The sequence below is a fragment of the Rhodanobacter hydrolyticus genome (assembly GCF_044904645.1).
Map to the genome: position 1 here is coordinate 2650201 of NZ_JADIKK010000008.1, position 15085 is coordinate 2665285.

12 protein-coding genes are annotated in these 15085 nt (G+C 67.7%); 1 reads left to right on the plus strand and 11 read right to left on the minus strand.

Annotated elements, in window-relative coordinates:
- Window positions 1-121: 121 nt before the first annotated feature.
- From ilvD to ISP25_RS14615, 11 genes are all read right to left on the minus strand, one after another.
- Window positions 122-1996: a dihydroxy-acid dehydratase gene (gene ilvD, locus ISP25_RS14565; RefSeq protein ID WP_404614885.1), complete on the minus strand. Its 1875-nt coding sequence runs from the start codon at window positions 1994-1996 to the stop codon at window positions 122-124.
- A 36-nt stretch (window positions 1997-2032) separates the two neighbouring features.
- Window positions 2033-3601, minus strand: coding sequence for a threonine ammonia-lyase, biosynthetic (gene ilvA, locus ISP25_RS14570; RefSeq protein ID WP_404614887.1), 1569 nt, complete (start codon window positions 3599-3601; stop codon window positions 2033-2035).
- Window positions 3598-3876 carry an acetolactate synthase small subunit gene (gene ilvN / locus ISP25_RS14575; RefSeq protein ID WP_192159339.1) on the minus strand — a complete coding sequence of 93 codons (279 nt, stop codon included), beginning with the start codon at window positions 3874-3876 and terminating at the stop codon, window positions 3598-3600. The genes ilvA and ilvN overlap by 4 nt, the downstream gene beginning before the upstream one ends.
- Window positions 3877-3949: 73 nt before the next feature.
- Window positions 3950-5749: a biosynthetic-type acetolactate synthase large subunit gene (ilvB, locus tag ISP25_RS14580; protein ID WP_404616319.1), complete on the minus strand. Its 1800-nt coding sequence runs from the start codon at window positions 5747-5749 to the stop codon at window positions 3950-3952.
- Window positions 5750-5894: 145 nt separating this feature from the next.
- A complete protein-coding gene (locus ISP25_RS14585) occupies window positions 5895-6236 on the minus strand; it encodes a VOC family protein (RefSeq protein WP_404614889.1) in 342 nt (113 codons plus the stop codon).
- A gap of 67 nt (window positions 6237-6303) precedes the next feature.
- Entirely contained in the window at window positions 6304-7320 is a 1017-nt protein-coding gene (gene ilvC / locus ISP25_RS14590) for a ketol-acid reductoisomerase (protein WP_192159343.1), read from the minus strand.
- Window positions 7321-7540: 220 nt separating this feature from the next.
- Window positions 7541-8638, minus strand: a complete 1098-nt coding sequence (gene leuB / locus ISP25_RS14595; protein ID WP_404614891.1) for a 3-isopropylmalate dehydrogenase — start codon at window positions 8636-8638, stop codon at window positions 7541-7543.
- Window positions 8635-9216 carry a 3-isopropylmalate dehydratase small subunit gene (leuD, locus tag ISP25_RS14600; protein WP_404614893.1) on the minus strand — a complete coding sequence of 194 codons (582 nt, stop codon included), beginning with the start codon at window positions 9214-9216 and terminating at the stop codon, window positions 8635-8637. Before leuD ends, leuB begins: the two co-directional genes overlap by 4 nt.
- Window positions 9213-10631 (minus strand): 3-isopropylmalate dehydratase large subunit, encoded by a 1419-nt coding sequence (gene leuC, locus ISP25_RS14605; RefSeq protein ID WP_404614895.1) that lies wholly within the window; start codon window positions 10629-10631, stop codon window positions 9213-9215. The genes leuD and leuC overlap by 4 nt, the downstream gene beginning before the upstream one ends.
- A complete protein-coding gene (locus tag ISP25_RS14610; protein ID WP_404614897.1) occupies window positions 10628-11671 on the minus strand; it encodes a branched-chain amino acid transaminase in 1044 nt (347 codons plus the stop codon). The genes leuC and ISP25_RS14610 overlap by 4 nt, the downstream gene beginning before the upstream one ends.
- Complete coding sequence (locus ISP25_RS14615) at window positions 11668-13323, minus strand: 2-isopropylmalate synthase (protein WP_404614899.1); 1656 nt, start codon at window positions 13321-13323, stop codon at window positions 11668-11670. Before ISP25_RS14615 ends, ISP25_RS14610 begins: the two co-directional genes overlap by 4 nt.
- 547 nt (window positions 13324-13870) lie before the next feature.
- Between ISP25_RS14615 and ISP25_RS14620 the strand changes: the two genes are divergently transcribed.
- Entirely contained in the window at window positions 13871-15067 is a 1197-nt protein-coding gene (locus tag ISP25_RS14620) for a LacI family DNA-binding transcriptional regulator (RefSeq protein ID WP_404614901.1), read from the plus strand.
- The last annotated feature ends 18 nt before the right edge of the window (window positions 15068-15085 follow it).

Genomic DNA, 15085 nt, shown 5'->3' on the forward strand with positions numbered 1-15085 from the left:
TACGCTCAGGACGAACGGTTGGGGGTGGGGCAGCGTATTTGTGGATCGATGGCGGCGCTGAAGAGTCGACGCCATGCCTGCTTGCGCGGGCATGGCGGCAAAAGCCGGGACGTTGCCGTGTTCAGGCTGTCGCTTCGTCGGCGCGTGCTATGCCCAGCCGACTGAGATCCCGCACCGCCCCGTTTGCCGCATTCGACGCCATTGCCGCATAGGCCTGCAGCGCCACCGAAACCGGTCGCGCACGATCCAGGGGTTTCCACGCCGCACGTCCGCGCGCTTCCATCGCGGCACGGCGCGCTGCGATGACTTCTTCCGGCAGGTCGAGGCGGATGCCGCGATTGGGGATGTCGATGGCGATGGGGTCGCCGTCTTCGACCAGGGCGATCAGGCCGCCTTCGGCGGCTTCCGGAGAGACGTGGCCGATGGACAGGCCCGAGGTGCCGCCGGAGAAACGGCCGTCGGTGATCAGCGCGCAGGCTTTGCCCAAGCCCTTCGACTTGAGGTAACTGGTTGGGTAGAGCATTTCCTGCATGCCGGGGCCGCCGCGCGGGCCTTCGTAGCGGATCACCACCACGTCGCCGGCCTTCACCTTGTTGCCGAGGATGCCGCTCACGGCGGCTTCCTGGCTTTCGTAGACCTTGGCGGTGCCGTGGAAGACGAGGATGGATTCGTCCACGCCCGCGGTCTTCACGATGCAGCCTTCCGGCGCGAGGTTGCCGAACAGCACGGCGAGGCCGCCGTCCTTGCTGAAGGGGTGTTCGGCGGAGCGGATCACGCCGCGCTCGCGGTCGGTGTCCAGCGTTTCCCAGCGCGCGGACTGGCTGAAGGCGGTCTGAGTGGGCACGTTGCCGGGGGCAGCGCGGTAGAAGTGGTGGGTGGCTTCATTGCTGCTGCGGGCAATATCCCACTGCGTCAGCGCGTCGCCCATCGAGGGCGAATGCACGGTGGGGCGCGTGGCGTCGATCAGCCCGGCGCGGTCGAGTTCGCCGAGGATGCCCATGATGCCGCCCGCGCGATGCACGTCCTCCATGTGCACATCGCTCTTGGCGGGCGCCACCTTGCACAGGCAAGGCACGCGGCGCGAGAGGCGGTCGATGTCGGCCATGCCGAAATCCACGCCGCCTTCGCGCGCGGCGGCCAGCAGGTGCAACACGGTATTGGTGGAGCCGCCCATGGCGATGTCCAGGCTCATCGCGTTCTCGAATGCGGCACGGTCGGCGATGCTGCGCGGCAGGACGCTGGCGTCGTCGCCCTCGTACCAGCGGCGCGCGAGTTCGACGACGACATGACCGGCGCGGCGGAACAGCTGCTCGCGGTCGGCGTGCGTGGCCAGCACCGAACCGTTGCCGGGCAGCGCCAGGCCCAGCGCTTCGGTGAGGCAGTTCATCGAGTTGGCGGTGAACATGCCGGAGCAGGAGCCGCAGGTGGGGCAGGCCGAGCGTTCCATCGTCGCCACTTCGGCGTCGCTGTAGCTGTCGTCGGCGGCGGCCACCATGGCGTCGATCAGGTCCAGTGCCTTCTGCGTGCCCTTCACCAATGCCTTGCCGGATTCCATCGGGCCGCCGGAGACGAACACCGCGGGGATGTTGAGGCGCATCGCGGCCATCAGCATGCCGGGGGTGATCTTGTCGCAGTTGGAGATGCACACCAGCGCGTCGGCGCAGTGCGCATTGACCATGTACTCCACGCTGTCGGCGATCAGCTCGCGCGAGGGCAGCGAATACAGCATGCCGCTGTGCCCCATGGCGATGCCGTCGTCCACCGCGATGGTATTGAACTCCTTGGCCACGCCGCCGGCCGCTTCGATCTCGCGCGCCACCAGCTGGCCGAGGTCCTTCAGATGCACATGGCCGGGCACGAACTGGGTGAAGCTGTTGGCCACCGCGATGATGGGCTTGCCGAAGTCCCCGTCCTTCATGCCGGTGGCGCGCCACAGGCTGCGCGCGCCGGCCATGTTGCGGCCGTGGGTAGTGGTGCGGGAACGGTAGGCAGGCATGGGTTTCGTGCTCCGGGGATCGATAGGGGTGTGTTGTCAGCTGCGCAGCAGCAGGCGGTAGGCGGCGTTGTCGCTTTCGTCGCAGTGCGGATAGCCCAGCGATTCGAGAAAGCTTTGCAACGCGGCCTGTTCATCCGCCGGCGCCTGGATGCCGACCAGGATGCGACCCTGATCGGCGCCGTGGTTGCGGTAGTGGAACAGGCTGATGTTCCAGTCCGGGTGCAGCTGCGCGAGGAAGTCGGGCAGCGCGCCGGGGCGCTCGGGGAAATCGAAACGGTACAGGCGTTCGTCCTGCGCCAGCGGTGAGCGGCCGCCCACCATGTGGCGCAGGTGCAGCTTGGCCAGTTCGTCGTCGCTGAGGTCGAGCACGGCGAAGTCCTGCGCGCGGAACGCGGCCACCACGGCGGCGCGCTCGTCGCGGCTGGCGGTCTGCACGCCTACGAAGATGTGTGCTTGCCGTGCGTCGCCGATACGGTAGTTGAACTCGGTGATGCTGCGCCGGCCCAGTGCGTCGCAGAAGCGGCGGAAGCTGCCGCGCTCCTCGGGGATGGTCACCGCGAACAGGGCTTCGCGCTGTTCGCCGGCCTCGGCGCGTTCGGCGACGAAGCGCAGCCGTTCGAAGTTCATGTTCGCCCCGGAGACGATGGCGACCAGCGTGGCGTCGCGCAGCTCGTGGGTCGTGGCGTATTGCTTCAACCCGGCCAGCGCCAGTGCGCCGGAAGGTTCGGGCACGCTGCGGGTTTCCTGGTAGACGTCGCGGATCGCGGCGCAGATCGCGTCGCCGTCCACGCGCAGCATCGCGTCCACGTGGCGGCTGCATAGCTCGAAGGTGAGCGCGCCCACCTGCTTCACCGCAGTGCCGTCGGCGAACAGGCCCACCTCGGGCAGCGCCATACGCACGCCGGTTTCCAGCGAACACGCCATCGCGTCGGAATCCGCCGCCTGCACGCCGATCACCTTCGTCTGCGGCGACAGCGTCTTGATGTAGCCGGCGACGCCGGCGAGCAGGCCGCCGCCGCCTACCGGCACGAACACCGCTCCCGGCGGCGTGGGCAACTGGCGCAGCAGCTCCATGCCCACGGTGGCCTGGCCGGCGATCACGTCGATATCGTCGAAGGGATGCACGAATACCAGGCCGCGTTCGGCCTCGATGCGCGCGGCGGCGGCTTGCGCGTCGCTGTAGGAATCGCCGGTGAGCAGCACTTCCACGAACTCGCCGCCGAAGCGGCGCACCGCGTCTACCTTCACCTGTGGCGCGGTCACCGGCATCACGATCACCGCGCGGATGCCGAGCTTCGCCGCGGCCAGGGCCACGCCCTGCGCATGGTTGCCGGCGGAGGCGGCGATCACGCCGCTAGCCCGTTCGGCCGCACTCAGCGCGGCCATCTTGTTGTACGCGCCGCGCAGCTTGAACGAGAACACCGGCTGCAGGTCTTCGCGCTTCAGCAGCACGCGGTTGCCGAAGCGCGCGGAGAGCAGCGCGGCAGGCTCCAGTGGCGTTTCGCGCGCTACCTCGTACACCCGTGCAGCCAGTGTGCGGCGCAGCAGGTCCAGATCGGCAGGCGAGTCATCGGCCTGCGCGCGCGTGGCGAGCAGTGCAGTCATGCAGGCGTGGCGGCGAGCAGGCCGCCGTCGCGGCCGCCGACCAGCGACAGGCTGTTGGCGTCCAGCACGTCCACCAGCTTGCGCACCTGGCGCAGGATCTGCTGCAGCGTGCCTTCGTCGCCGTGCAGCACCAGGGTGAGCTGCGACACCGCGGGGTCGTGCGTGGCGGCCACGGTGAGCGTGTCGATGTTGACGTGGCGCGCGGCGAACAGGCCTGCCACGCGCACCAGCGCGCCGGATTCGTTCTGCAGCAGGATGGAGAGGGTGTGTTTCATGGCAGTGCTCCGCAAGACAAACCGCGAACCTTCAAGAGTGGAATCCATCTTCACGAAGGGAGAAGGAAGAGCCTCAGAACATCGACGTCGAGGGAACCTCGATGGTTTCGACAGGCGCCGCCCCACGCGAAGCAATGAAATCCCCGGTGATCATCTGCGCGTAGGTCGCGCCCGGCCCCACCATCGGATACACGCCGGCATCGGGGTCGATCACCACCTCGAGGAAGGCCGGGCCGTCGAAGGCGAGGAAATCGGCGACGGTGGATTCCAGCTGCGCCTTGTCGTCGAGGCGTTGCGCCCACTCGAAGCCGTCGGCCTGCGCAGCGAGCACGAAGTTCTTCTTGTGCAGGCTCTTGTCGGAGGCGGAGAAGCGGCCCTTGAAGAACAGCTTCTGCCACTGCCGCACCATGCCGTCGCCGCTGTTGTTGAGCACCACGATCTTCAGCGGCAGGCCGTAGGTGGTGACGGTTTCCATCTCGCCAAGGTTCATGCGGATGCTGGCGTCGCCGTCGATGTCGATCACCAGCGCGTCGGGCCGCGCGAACTGCGCGCCGATCGCTGCGGGCAGGCCGAAGCCCATCGTGCCCATCGAGCCGGAGGTGAGCCAATGGCGCGGCTCGCGGAAATCGAAGTATTGCGCGGCCCACATCTGGTGCTGGCCCACGCCGGTGCTGACGATCGCGCGGCCCTGCGTGATGCGGTTGATCGCCTCGATCACCGCATAGGGCTGGATCAGCGCGCTGTCGCGGTCGTAGTTCATCGCGTGGTCGCGCTTCAGTGCGGCGACGTGCGCATGCCATTCCGCGAGTTGTGGTTGCAGGCCGCGTGCGCGGCCCCAGGCGGTGAGCCGTTCCAGCGCGGGAACCAGCTGGCCCATGTGGTGCCAGTCCACCGCCTTCACCTTGGCGATCTCGGCGGGGTCGATGTCGATCTGCGCGATGAACTTTGCGCGCGGCGCGAACTTGTCGGGCACGCCCGCGACGCGATCGTCGAAGCGTGCGCCCAGCGTGAACACGAAATCGCAGTCTTCCACTGCATAGTTGGCGAAGGCGGTGCCGTGCATGCCCAGCATGTGCAGCGCCAGCGGCGCCGTGCTGTCGCAGGCGCCCAGGCCCATCAGGGTGGTGGTGACGGGCAGGCCGAAGGTGTCGGCGAATTCGCGCAGCGCTGGCGCTGCTTCCGCCGCGATCACGCCACCGCCCGCATAGATCAGCGGACGCCTGGCCTGCATCAGCGCATCGAAGAAGGCGGCGCAGGCGGCATCGTCCAGTCGCGCGTTCTCGACGGTGCGCAGGCGCGCGCGGTAGCCGGGGATGGGCAGTCGGCAGGCGCCGTCGAAGTGCAGCGCGGCGTTCTGCACATCCTTCGGCACGTCCACCACCACCGGGCCGGGGCGGCCGCTGCGCGCGATCTCGAACGCGGTGCGCAGCGTGGCTTCCAGTTGCGCGACATCGGTGACCAGGAACACATGCTTGGCGCACGCACTCATGATGTTGCTCACCGGCGCTTCCTGGAACGCGTCGGTGCCCAGCGCGGGCGTGGCCACCTGGCCGCAGACCACCACCATCGGCGTGGAATCGGCCATCGCGTCGCGTACCGGCGTCACCGTGTTGGTGGCGCCGGGGCCGGAGGTGACGATGGCCACGCCCACTTTGCCGGAAGCGCGTGCATAGCCCGCCGCCATGAAGCCCGCGCCCTGCTCGTTGGCCGGCACGATCAGCGGCATCGGTTCGCGGCCGTCGGCCGTGATGTGCTCGGCGTTGTAGCGGAACACCGCGTCGTACGCCGGCAGGATGGCGCCCCCGGAATAGCCGAACAGCACGCTCGCGCCTTCGTCGGCCAGTACCTGCACGATCGCCTCCGCGCCGGTCATGGCGTGGCCGGCGAGCGGGTGCTGGTCGAGGGTGGGGGCCGCGAGAGCGGTCTGCGCTGAAGTGGTCACGTCGGGTTCCTGTGGGTGGATGCGTGCTTTTCTTTGTCGTCATCCCGGTGTAGGCCGGAATAACGAATTGCATTCGTCAATTGCGGATCAGGTCGCGTTCGACCGCGGGATGCACCGGCACGCCGAAGGTGGCGATGATCTGCAGGTCCTGCTCCAGCGTGGAGAAGCGTTCCCAGGCGATGCCGTTCACGTCGGTGCTGCTGCTGAAGCCCTGCGCGCTGTCGTCCTCGAAGCCGAGCTGGCAGATCAGGCCGGCTTTCTCCGGCTGCTGGCGGATCGAGAAATTGAGATTGTCGGTGCGCCACATCGCATAGATACCGTAGACCAGGGCCTGCGGCGGCTGGCCGAGGCGCTTGCTGTAGTCGGCGATGGAGGCGTCCAGGTCGGCGACGGCCAGGGCAATGTGGAAGCGTTTCATGGCGTACCTCGTACTCGTTGGTGCATGGAAAACGGGCCGCGCGCATCGCGCGCGACCCGGCGTTGCGTCAACCGACCTTCTTCAGCGCCTCGGCCGGCTTGGCGGCATTGGGCTGCAGCCACGGCATGCGCGCGCGCAGCTTGTGGCCCACCTGCTCGACCGGGTGGTCGAGGTCGGCCTGCTTGAACTTCCGGTAGTTCGGCAGGCCGGCGTTGTACTCGGCGATCCAGTTGCGCGCGAAGGTGCCGTCCTGGATGTCGGTCAGCACGCCCTTCATGCGTTCCTTCACGCCGGCGTCGATCACGCGCGGGCCGCTGACGTAGTCGCCGTACTGCGCGGTCTCGGAGACGAACTCCAGCATCTTGGTGATGCCGCCTTCGTAGAACAGGTCGACGATCAGCTTCAGTTCGTGCAGCACTTCGTAGTAGGCGATCTCAGGCTGGTAGCCGGCTTCCACCAGCGTCTCGAAGCCGGCCTGCACCAGCGACGAAGCGCCGCCGCACAACACGGCCTGCTCGCCGAACAGGTCGGTCTCGGTCTCTTCCTTGAAGTCGGTCTTGATCAGCATGGCGCGACCGCCGCCGATGCCGTCGGCGTAGCTGATGGCCTTGACTTGTGCATGGCCGGACACGTCCTGGTAGACCGCCCAGATGCAGGGCACACCGCGGCCGCGCTCGTACTCGGTGCGCACCAGCGCGCCGGGGCCCTTGGGCGCGACCAGGATCACGTCGATGTCCTTGCGCGGCTCGATCTGCTTGAAGTGCACGTTGAAACCGTGCGCGAACAGCAGCGCGGCGCCGGGCTTGATGTTCGGCTCGATGCTTTCCTTGTAGAGCTTGGGCTGCACCATGTCGGGAGTGAGCACAGCGACCAGGTCGGCGTTGGTCACCGCGTGCGCCGGTTCGACCACCTTGAAGCCGTCGGCTTCGGCCTTGGCCCAGGTGGGGCCGCCGGGACGCAGCCCCACGACCACGTCGAGACCGGAGTCGCGCAGGTTGAGGGCGTGGGCGCGGCCCTGGCTGCCGTAGCCCAGGACGGCGATGCGCGCCTTGGCCAGCGTGTCGTTGGTGGTGTTGCTGCTCATGCGGGGACTCCTTCGTTGATGGCGATGCGTGCGTGTGTGGTTGGGACGTGGCGGGTGATGGTTGCCTCCCCTGTGCGCGCAACGGCGCCGAGTCGGGGGCGACGACTGGACATGGCCGGGGAGTAGGCGGCCGTCGTCAGGGGCGCCGCGCGCGGCGCACAGGGGAGGACAAGGGTGGCGACGGCGCGAACGCCTTCGCCGTGGAAACGGGGGCGCGTGCTCAGCCGCATGCGCGCGCTCCGTCGAAATAGCTGCGGTGGGTGGCGGCGTAATCCGCCAGCGCCTTGAGTACGGCGTCGCGTACTTCGACGGTGCCGGCGTCGCCGCCGACGTCGCGGGTACGCGGGCCATGCTGCAGCACGTGGTCGATGGCGGCTTCCACCGCCTGGGCTTCTGCCTCCAGTCGCAACGAATGGCGCAGCAGCAGTGCGACGGAAAGGATGGTGCCCACGGGATTGGCCACGCCCTTGCCCGCGATATCGGGGGCGGAGCCGTGGATGGGCTCATACAGGCCGTTGCTGCCTTCGCCCAGCGAGGCCGAGGGCAGCAGGCCCAGCGAGCCGGCCAGTGCGGCGGCCTCGTCGGTGAGGATGTCGCCGAACAGGTTCTCGGTGACCACCACGTCGTAGCTGCCGGGGCGCGTCAGCAGCAGCATGGCCATCGAATCGACCAACTGGTGTTCCAGCGTCACGTCGGGATAGTCGGCGGCGACGCGGGTGACGGTGCGCCGCCACAGGCGTGATGTTTCCAGCACGTTGGCCTTGTCCACCGAGGTGACATGCCTGCGACGGGCGCGGGCCAGCTCGAAGGCGCGGCGCGTCACGCGCTCGACTTCGGCCACGGTGTACTTGCACTCGTCGGTGGCGGCGTCGGCGGTTTTCGTCTTGGCGCCGAAGTACGCGCCGCCGGTCAGCTCGCGCACGAACAGTACGTCCACGTCCTTGAGCTTCTCGTTCTTCAGCGGCGACAGGTCGGCCAGCGCGGGATGCACGGTGAGCGGGCGCAGGTTGGCGTACACGCCCAGCGCAGCGCGCAAGGCCAGCAAGCCCTGTTCGGGACGCACCGGCGCGTTCGGGTCCGACCACTTCGGGCCGCCCACCGCGCCCAGCAGCACCGCGTCAGCCGCCTTGCAGGCATCCAGCGCATCGGCAGGCAGCGGTTCGCCGGTGGCGTCGATGGCGGCGCCGCCGATCAGCTGTTCGTCGAACGCGAACTCGTGCTCGTAGTGCGCGGCCACTGCTTCGAGCACGGCGACCGCCGCGGCGGTGACCTCGGGGCCGACGCCGTCGCCGGGCAGGGTGACGATGTTCGCTTTCATGCTGCTTGCTCCTGTTGTTCGTAATGGGCGATCAACTTCTCGTTTTGCAGCAGGTAGCCGAGCTGGTCCACGCCGTTGAGCAGGCAGTGGCGCGCGAACGGCTCCAGCGTGAAGCTGATGCGGCCGCCGCCGGGCAGGGCGATGTACTGGCCCTGCACGTCGATGCTCAGTTCGACGCCCGGATTGGCCAGCAGCCACTGGTGCTCGGCGGCGGAAACCACGATGGCGAGCAGGCCGTTCTTCAGCGCGTTGTTGCGGAAGATGTCCGCAATCTCGCTGCACAGCACCGCCTGGATGCCGTAGTCCAACAACGCCCACGGCGCGTGCTCGCGCGAAGAGCCGCAGCCGAAGTTGCGGCCGGCAACGACGATGGCGCAACCCTTGGCTTCCGGCTTGTTGAGCGGGAAGGCCGGGTTGTCGCTGCCGTCCGGCAGGTAGCGCCAGTCGTTGAAGCACAGCTTGCCCAGGCCTGTGCGCGTGGTGGTGGTGAGGAAGCGCGCGGGGATGATGCGGTCGGTGTCGATGTTCTCGTCCGCCATCACGGCGGTGCGGGAATGGATGCGGGTGACGGGCTTCATGCGGCCTGCTCCTGGTTCAGGTACTCGCGTGGATCGGCGATGGCGCCGGCCACGGCGGAGGCTGCGGCGGTGGCGGGGCTGGCCAGCACGGTGCGCGCGCCCTTGCCTTGGCGGCCTTCGAAGTTGCGGTTGGAGGTGGAGACGACGAGCTGCCCAGGCTGCGCCAGGTCACCGTTCATCGCGATGCACATCGAGCAGCCGGGGATGCGCCATTCGGCGCCGGCGGCGCGGAACACCTCGTGCAGGCCTTCGGCTTCGGCATCGCGGCGCACGGCTTCGGAGCCCGGCACCACCAGCATGCGCACGCCACTGGCGACATGACGACCGCGCAGCACGCTCGCCGCCTCGCGCAGGTCGGACAGGCGCGAGTTGGTGCAGCTGCCGACGAACACCACGTCCACCTTGGAGCCCTGCATGGGCTGGCCGGCGCGGCTCTGCATGTAGTCCAGCGCGCGCTGTTCCATCGCATTGCGCGCGGCGGGCACCGGCGCGTCCATCGCGATGGCCATGCCGGGGTGGGTGCCGTAGGTGACGGTGGGCTTCACCGTACCGGCGTCGATGCGCACTTCGCGGTCGTAGCGCGCGCCGTCGTCGGTCTTCAGCGTGCGCCAGTGCGCCACCGCGCGGTCCCATGCTTCGCCCTGCGCCACGCGCGGGCGGCCCTTCAGCCACGCGAAGGTGGTTTCGTCGGGGGCGATCAGGCCGGCGCGCGCACCGGCTTCGATCGACATGTTGCACACCGTCATGCGCTCTTCCATCGACAATTTTTCGATGGCCGCGCCGCGGTACTCGATGACGTGGCCAGTGCCGCCGTCCACGCCGATATGGCCGATGATGTGCAGGATCAGATCCTTCGCGCCCACGCCTTTCGGCAGTTCACCGTCGACGTGGATCGCCAGCGTCTTCGGCTTGCGCTGCAGCAGGCATTGCGTGGCCATCACGTGGCCCACTTCGGTGGTGCCGATGCCGAAGGCCAGCGCGCCGAACGCGCCGTGCGTGGAGGTGTGGCTGTCGCCGCAGACGATGGTGTTGCCCGGCTGCGTGGCACCCAGCTCGGGGCCGATCACGTGCACGATGCCGCGCTCGCTGCTGTCCCAGCCGTGCAGTTCGACGCCGAACTCGCGGCAGTTTTCCTCCAGTTGTGCGACCTGGGCCTTGGCCTCGGCGTTGGCGTAGGGGCGCTCGCCGTCCGCGCCGGCGGGCAGGGTAGGCGTGGAATGGTCCAGCGTGGCCAGCGTGCGATCCGTGCGGCGCAGCTTGAGGCCGCGCGAGCGCAGTTCGTCGAAGGCCTGCGGCGAGGTGACTTCGTGCACCAGATGCAGGTCGATATAGATGATCGCCGGGGTGTCGGCGGTCTCGGGGGCGACCACGTGGGCGTCCCAGATTTTCTCAAACAGTGTGCGGGCGGCCGTCATGCCGAAACTCCCATCGAAGCGGGCTGTTGTTGAGGAGTGCGGCCATGGATGGCCGCTTTTTGATCTTCGCGGTCATGGACGACCGCACTGGTAAACCCTTGGCCCAGGGTCGCCGCGCGAGTCGGATCAACCACATCCAACCAGCCCCACTTGTCGTGGGTGCGGCCATCGAACAGACCGAAGAACGCCTCGCGCAGCGCGCGCGTCACCGGGCCGGGCTTGCCGTTGCCCACGGATTTGCGGTCCACCGAGCGCACCGGGGTAATCTCGGCGGCGGTGCCGGTCATGAACATTTCGTCGGCGGTGTACAGCGCCTCGCGCGGCAGTTCGCGTTCTTCCGCTTCGATGCCCAGCTCGGCAGCCAGCGTGAGCACGCTGTCGCGGGTGATGCCGGCGAGGATGCCGGCGCTGGAAGGCGGCGTGACCAGCTTGCCGCGCTTGACCAGGAACAGGTTCTCGCCGGCGCCTTCGCTGAGCAGGCCGTTGTGGCCCAGCGCGATGCCTTCGTCGTAGCCGCCGCGGCGCGCCTCCAGCCCGATCAGCTGGCTGCTGAGGTAGTTGCCGCCGGCCTTGGCCCAGCTCGGGATGGTGTTCGGCGCGGGGCGGTTCCAGGAGGACACGCACACGTCCGCGCCGCGCTCGGCGGCGTCGCCGAGGTAGGCGCCCCAGGCCATCGCCATGATCGCCACGTCCACCGGCGCACCGTCCTTCGGCAGCACGCCCAGGCCGCCGGCGCCGCGGAACACGATGGGACGCACGTAGGCGGACTGCATGCCGTTGGCGCGGATCACCTCGTGGCAGGCGGCGTCGATCTCGGCCTCGCTGTAGCCGATGTCGATCTCGTACACCTTGGCCGACTCGAACAGGCGGCGCGTGTGGTCGGCGAGGCGGAAGTAGGCCGGGCCGTTCGGCGTGGCGTACACGCGCTCGCCCTCGAACACCGAGGAGCCGTAATGCAGCGCGTGCGTGCTGACGTGGACGTTGGCTTCGGCCCAGGGCTTGATGCGGCCGTTGTGCCAGAGGAAGGCGGTATGGCTCATGGATGGTTCTCCTTTTGCGCGCTTCCCTGCGCGCGAAGATCAAAAAGCGGCCTTCCATGGCCGCACTCTTCAATGGATGACTCGGGTCGGCTTTGCGCAGCCTGCCGTTCGATGCGGTTGACGATGGCCAGCGCGGCTTGCGCGGCGGCTTCGACGATGTCGGTGCTCACGCCGTGGCCGCGCCAGTCGCGTTCGCCGTGGCGTGCGGTGAGCTGGGCCTGGCCCTGGGCGTCGCCGCCCGCGCTCACCGCGCGCACCTGGAATTCGGTGACGTCCAGCGTGTTGCCGGTGACGCGTTCGATGGCGCGCAGCACCGCGTCCACCGGACCGTCGCCGATCGCCGCCTCGCCGGTTTCGCGGCCGTCGTCGTGGCGCAGCTTCACCGACGCCGAGGCGCTGCCGCCCAGGTGCGTGTTGCTGCTCAGCTGCACCAGTCGCCACGGGCCCAGCGCTTCCGGGTCCTGGCCCAGCGCGATGGCTTCCAGGTCCTCGTCGTGGATCTCGCGCTTCTTGTCGGCCAGGGTCTTGAAGCGCGGGAAGATCACGTCCATCGCGGCCTCGTCGGGGTCATGTCCCAACACCTGCAGGCGCTGGCGCAGCGCGGCGCGGCCCGAGTGCTTGCCCAATACCAGCTTGGTCTCGGCGATGCCCACGTCCTGCGGCCGCATGATTTCGTAGGTGCCGCGGTGCTTGAGCATGCCGTGCTGGTGGATGCCCGACTCGTGCGCGAAGGCGTTGGCGCCCACGATGGCCTTGTTGCGCTGCACGTTCTGGCCGGTCAGTTCGCTGAGCAGGCGCGAGGCGGGGTAGAGCTTGCGGGTGTCGATGCGCGTGTCGGTGCCGAACCAGGTGCCGCGCACCTTCATCGCCATCACGATTTCTTCCAGCGCCGCGTTGCCCGCGCGCTCGCCAATGCCGTTGATGGTGCATTCCACCTGGCGCGCGCCCGCGCTCACGGCGGCGAGGCTGTTGGCCACGCCCAGGCCCAGGTCGTTGTGGCAGTGGCTGGAGAACACCACGTGTTTGCCGCGTTTGACGTTGGCGATCAGGTAGGCGAAGCGTTCGGCGATTTCCGTCGGCGTCATGTAGCCCACGGTGTCCGGCGCGTTCAGCGTGGTGGCGCCCGCGGCGGCGGCGGCGTCGAACACCTCGACCAGGAACTCCGGCTCGGTGCGCATCGCGTCCTCGGCCGAGAATTCCACCTCGTGCGCCAGCTGCATGGCGCGTTCCACCGCGGTGACGGCGGTGTCCAGCACCTGCTGCTTGCTCATGTTGAGCTTGTGCTCGCGGTGCAGCGGGCTGGTGGAGAGAAACACGTGGATGCGCGAGCGTTTGGCCGATTCCAGCGCGCGACCGGCGCTGTCGATGTCGCCCGGAACGCAGCGCGCCAGGGCACAGGCGGTGGTTTGCGTGAGCGTGCTGGCGATCTGCGCGACCGCGGCGAAGTCATCCGGTGAAGCCTGCGGGAAGCCCGCTTCGAGCACGTCCACACCCAGCGCTTCGAGCATCTGCGCCATGCGAAGCTTGGCGCGCCGGTCCATCGAGAAGCCGGGCGTCTGCTCGCCGTCGCGCAAGGTGGTGTCGAAGATGCGCACGTGTTCGGCGGCTACGTCGCCGATATCGCTTTGCGGGTCGTTCTGCTGGTTTTCCATTGCTGGCTCCGCTGTGTGGGTGCGGCGCCGAGGGCAACAAAAAACCCCGCTCCATTTCTGGTGCGGGGTTCTTTGGGTGTTTTCAGGTTCTTTCTAGCTACCTGGACACATGCCCTCAGCCCGCACCTCCGTTGGTAATAAGGAGTACGAGTACAAGGGCAAGAAGGAGCGTGCCGCGAAGCCGCAGCAGGCCCGCAACCGTCGGAGGACGGTTCAATGCGGCGGTGCTGCGGTGGCTGTTGCGCTGCGACATGCCATCGACCGTACGCCTGAGCTTTCAGCCTGTCAACATTTTTTTCATGACGATTTTTCAGAAGCCGTCTGGAGTCGCGTTTTGGACGTATGGATGGATGGCCGTCCAAACGCCTGCACTCCTAGGGCTTGGATCAGGTGCCGCGGACGGGCATGAAAGCGTTTTCTGGAAAAGCGCACATTCTGTCCCGCATAGTGGTTGGACGACCCAGCCGGCACAGCATGCGTGTACGTGGAATGTCGCATTGCGACAAATCATTGAATCGCAAGAAGAACTCTGAAATCTACGACTGCGATGCTAATCACTGGCCACTTGGCCAGGTGCTGCTTCCGTGTTGCAGCAAAAGTGTCTACAAACATCCTCTTTACAAGTCTTCATGAAAACGTTTACGTTCAGCCCACCTTGCGCCTGGGAGGCGCGGAGCGGGGAAGACAAGTGACGGCAACGATCAAGGATGTTGCACGCGAAGCCAAGGTCTCGGTGGCCTCGGTGTCGCGCGCGTTGAATGGCGCAGGTGGCGTTACACCTGAGACTGAGAAGCGCATCCGCGAGGCCGCGGCACGCCTGCGCTACGTGCCGCACGGGGCTGCCCGCAGCCTGATCACCAAGCGTACGCATACGGTGGGCGCACTGATGCCCGACCTGCATGGTGAGTTCTTCTCCGAACTGATCCGAGGCATCGACCTGGAAGCGCGCTCGCACGGGCTGCACCTGCTTGTCTCCAGTTCGCACGATGGCGCGGAGGACGCCGCCGCGGCGTTGCGCGCGATGCAGGGCCGGGTGGACGGCATCGTGATCCTGTCGTCGCCGCGGGTGGACGCTGCCTTCCTCGAGGCCAACCTGCCGGACGGCCTGCCCGCGGTTCTGCTCAACAGCGAGGTGAAGGCCGGCGCCGCGGCGGTACTGAATATCGACAACTTCGCCGGCACCTACGCCATGGTGCGCCACCTGGTCGGCGTCGGGCACGACCGCATCGCGTTCGTCAGCGGGCCGAAGGACAACTTCGACGCCCGGCAGCGCGAAGCGGGATTCCGCGCGGCGATGGCCAAACTGGCTCCGGGGACGTCGCTGCGCATCGTGAGCGGAGACTTCGGCGAATCGTCCGGGTACCGGGCCGGCCTCGAACTGCTGGCGTCGAAAGTGCGCCCGCAGGCCGTATTTGCAGCCAACGACATGATGGCGGTGGGCTGCCTGCAAGCTTTCAAGGAAGCCGGGATCGACGTGCCGGGCGAGATCGCCCTGGCAGGCTTCGACGACATCCCGATCGCGCGTTACGTCACGCCGCCGTTGAGCACGGTGCGCGTGCGCATCGCTGAATTGGGCAAGAACGCCATGGATCTGCTGGCCGACCTGATAAATCGCCCCGGGTCGTCGGCTGCATCGGTACACACGCTCGGCTGCGACATCGTCGTACGCGAGTCGTGCGGAGGACATCGGGGCGGAACCTCAGCCACTACAACCAAGAAAATCCACCGCCCGTCGAACAGATGACGAAACTGGAGGGGAGCT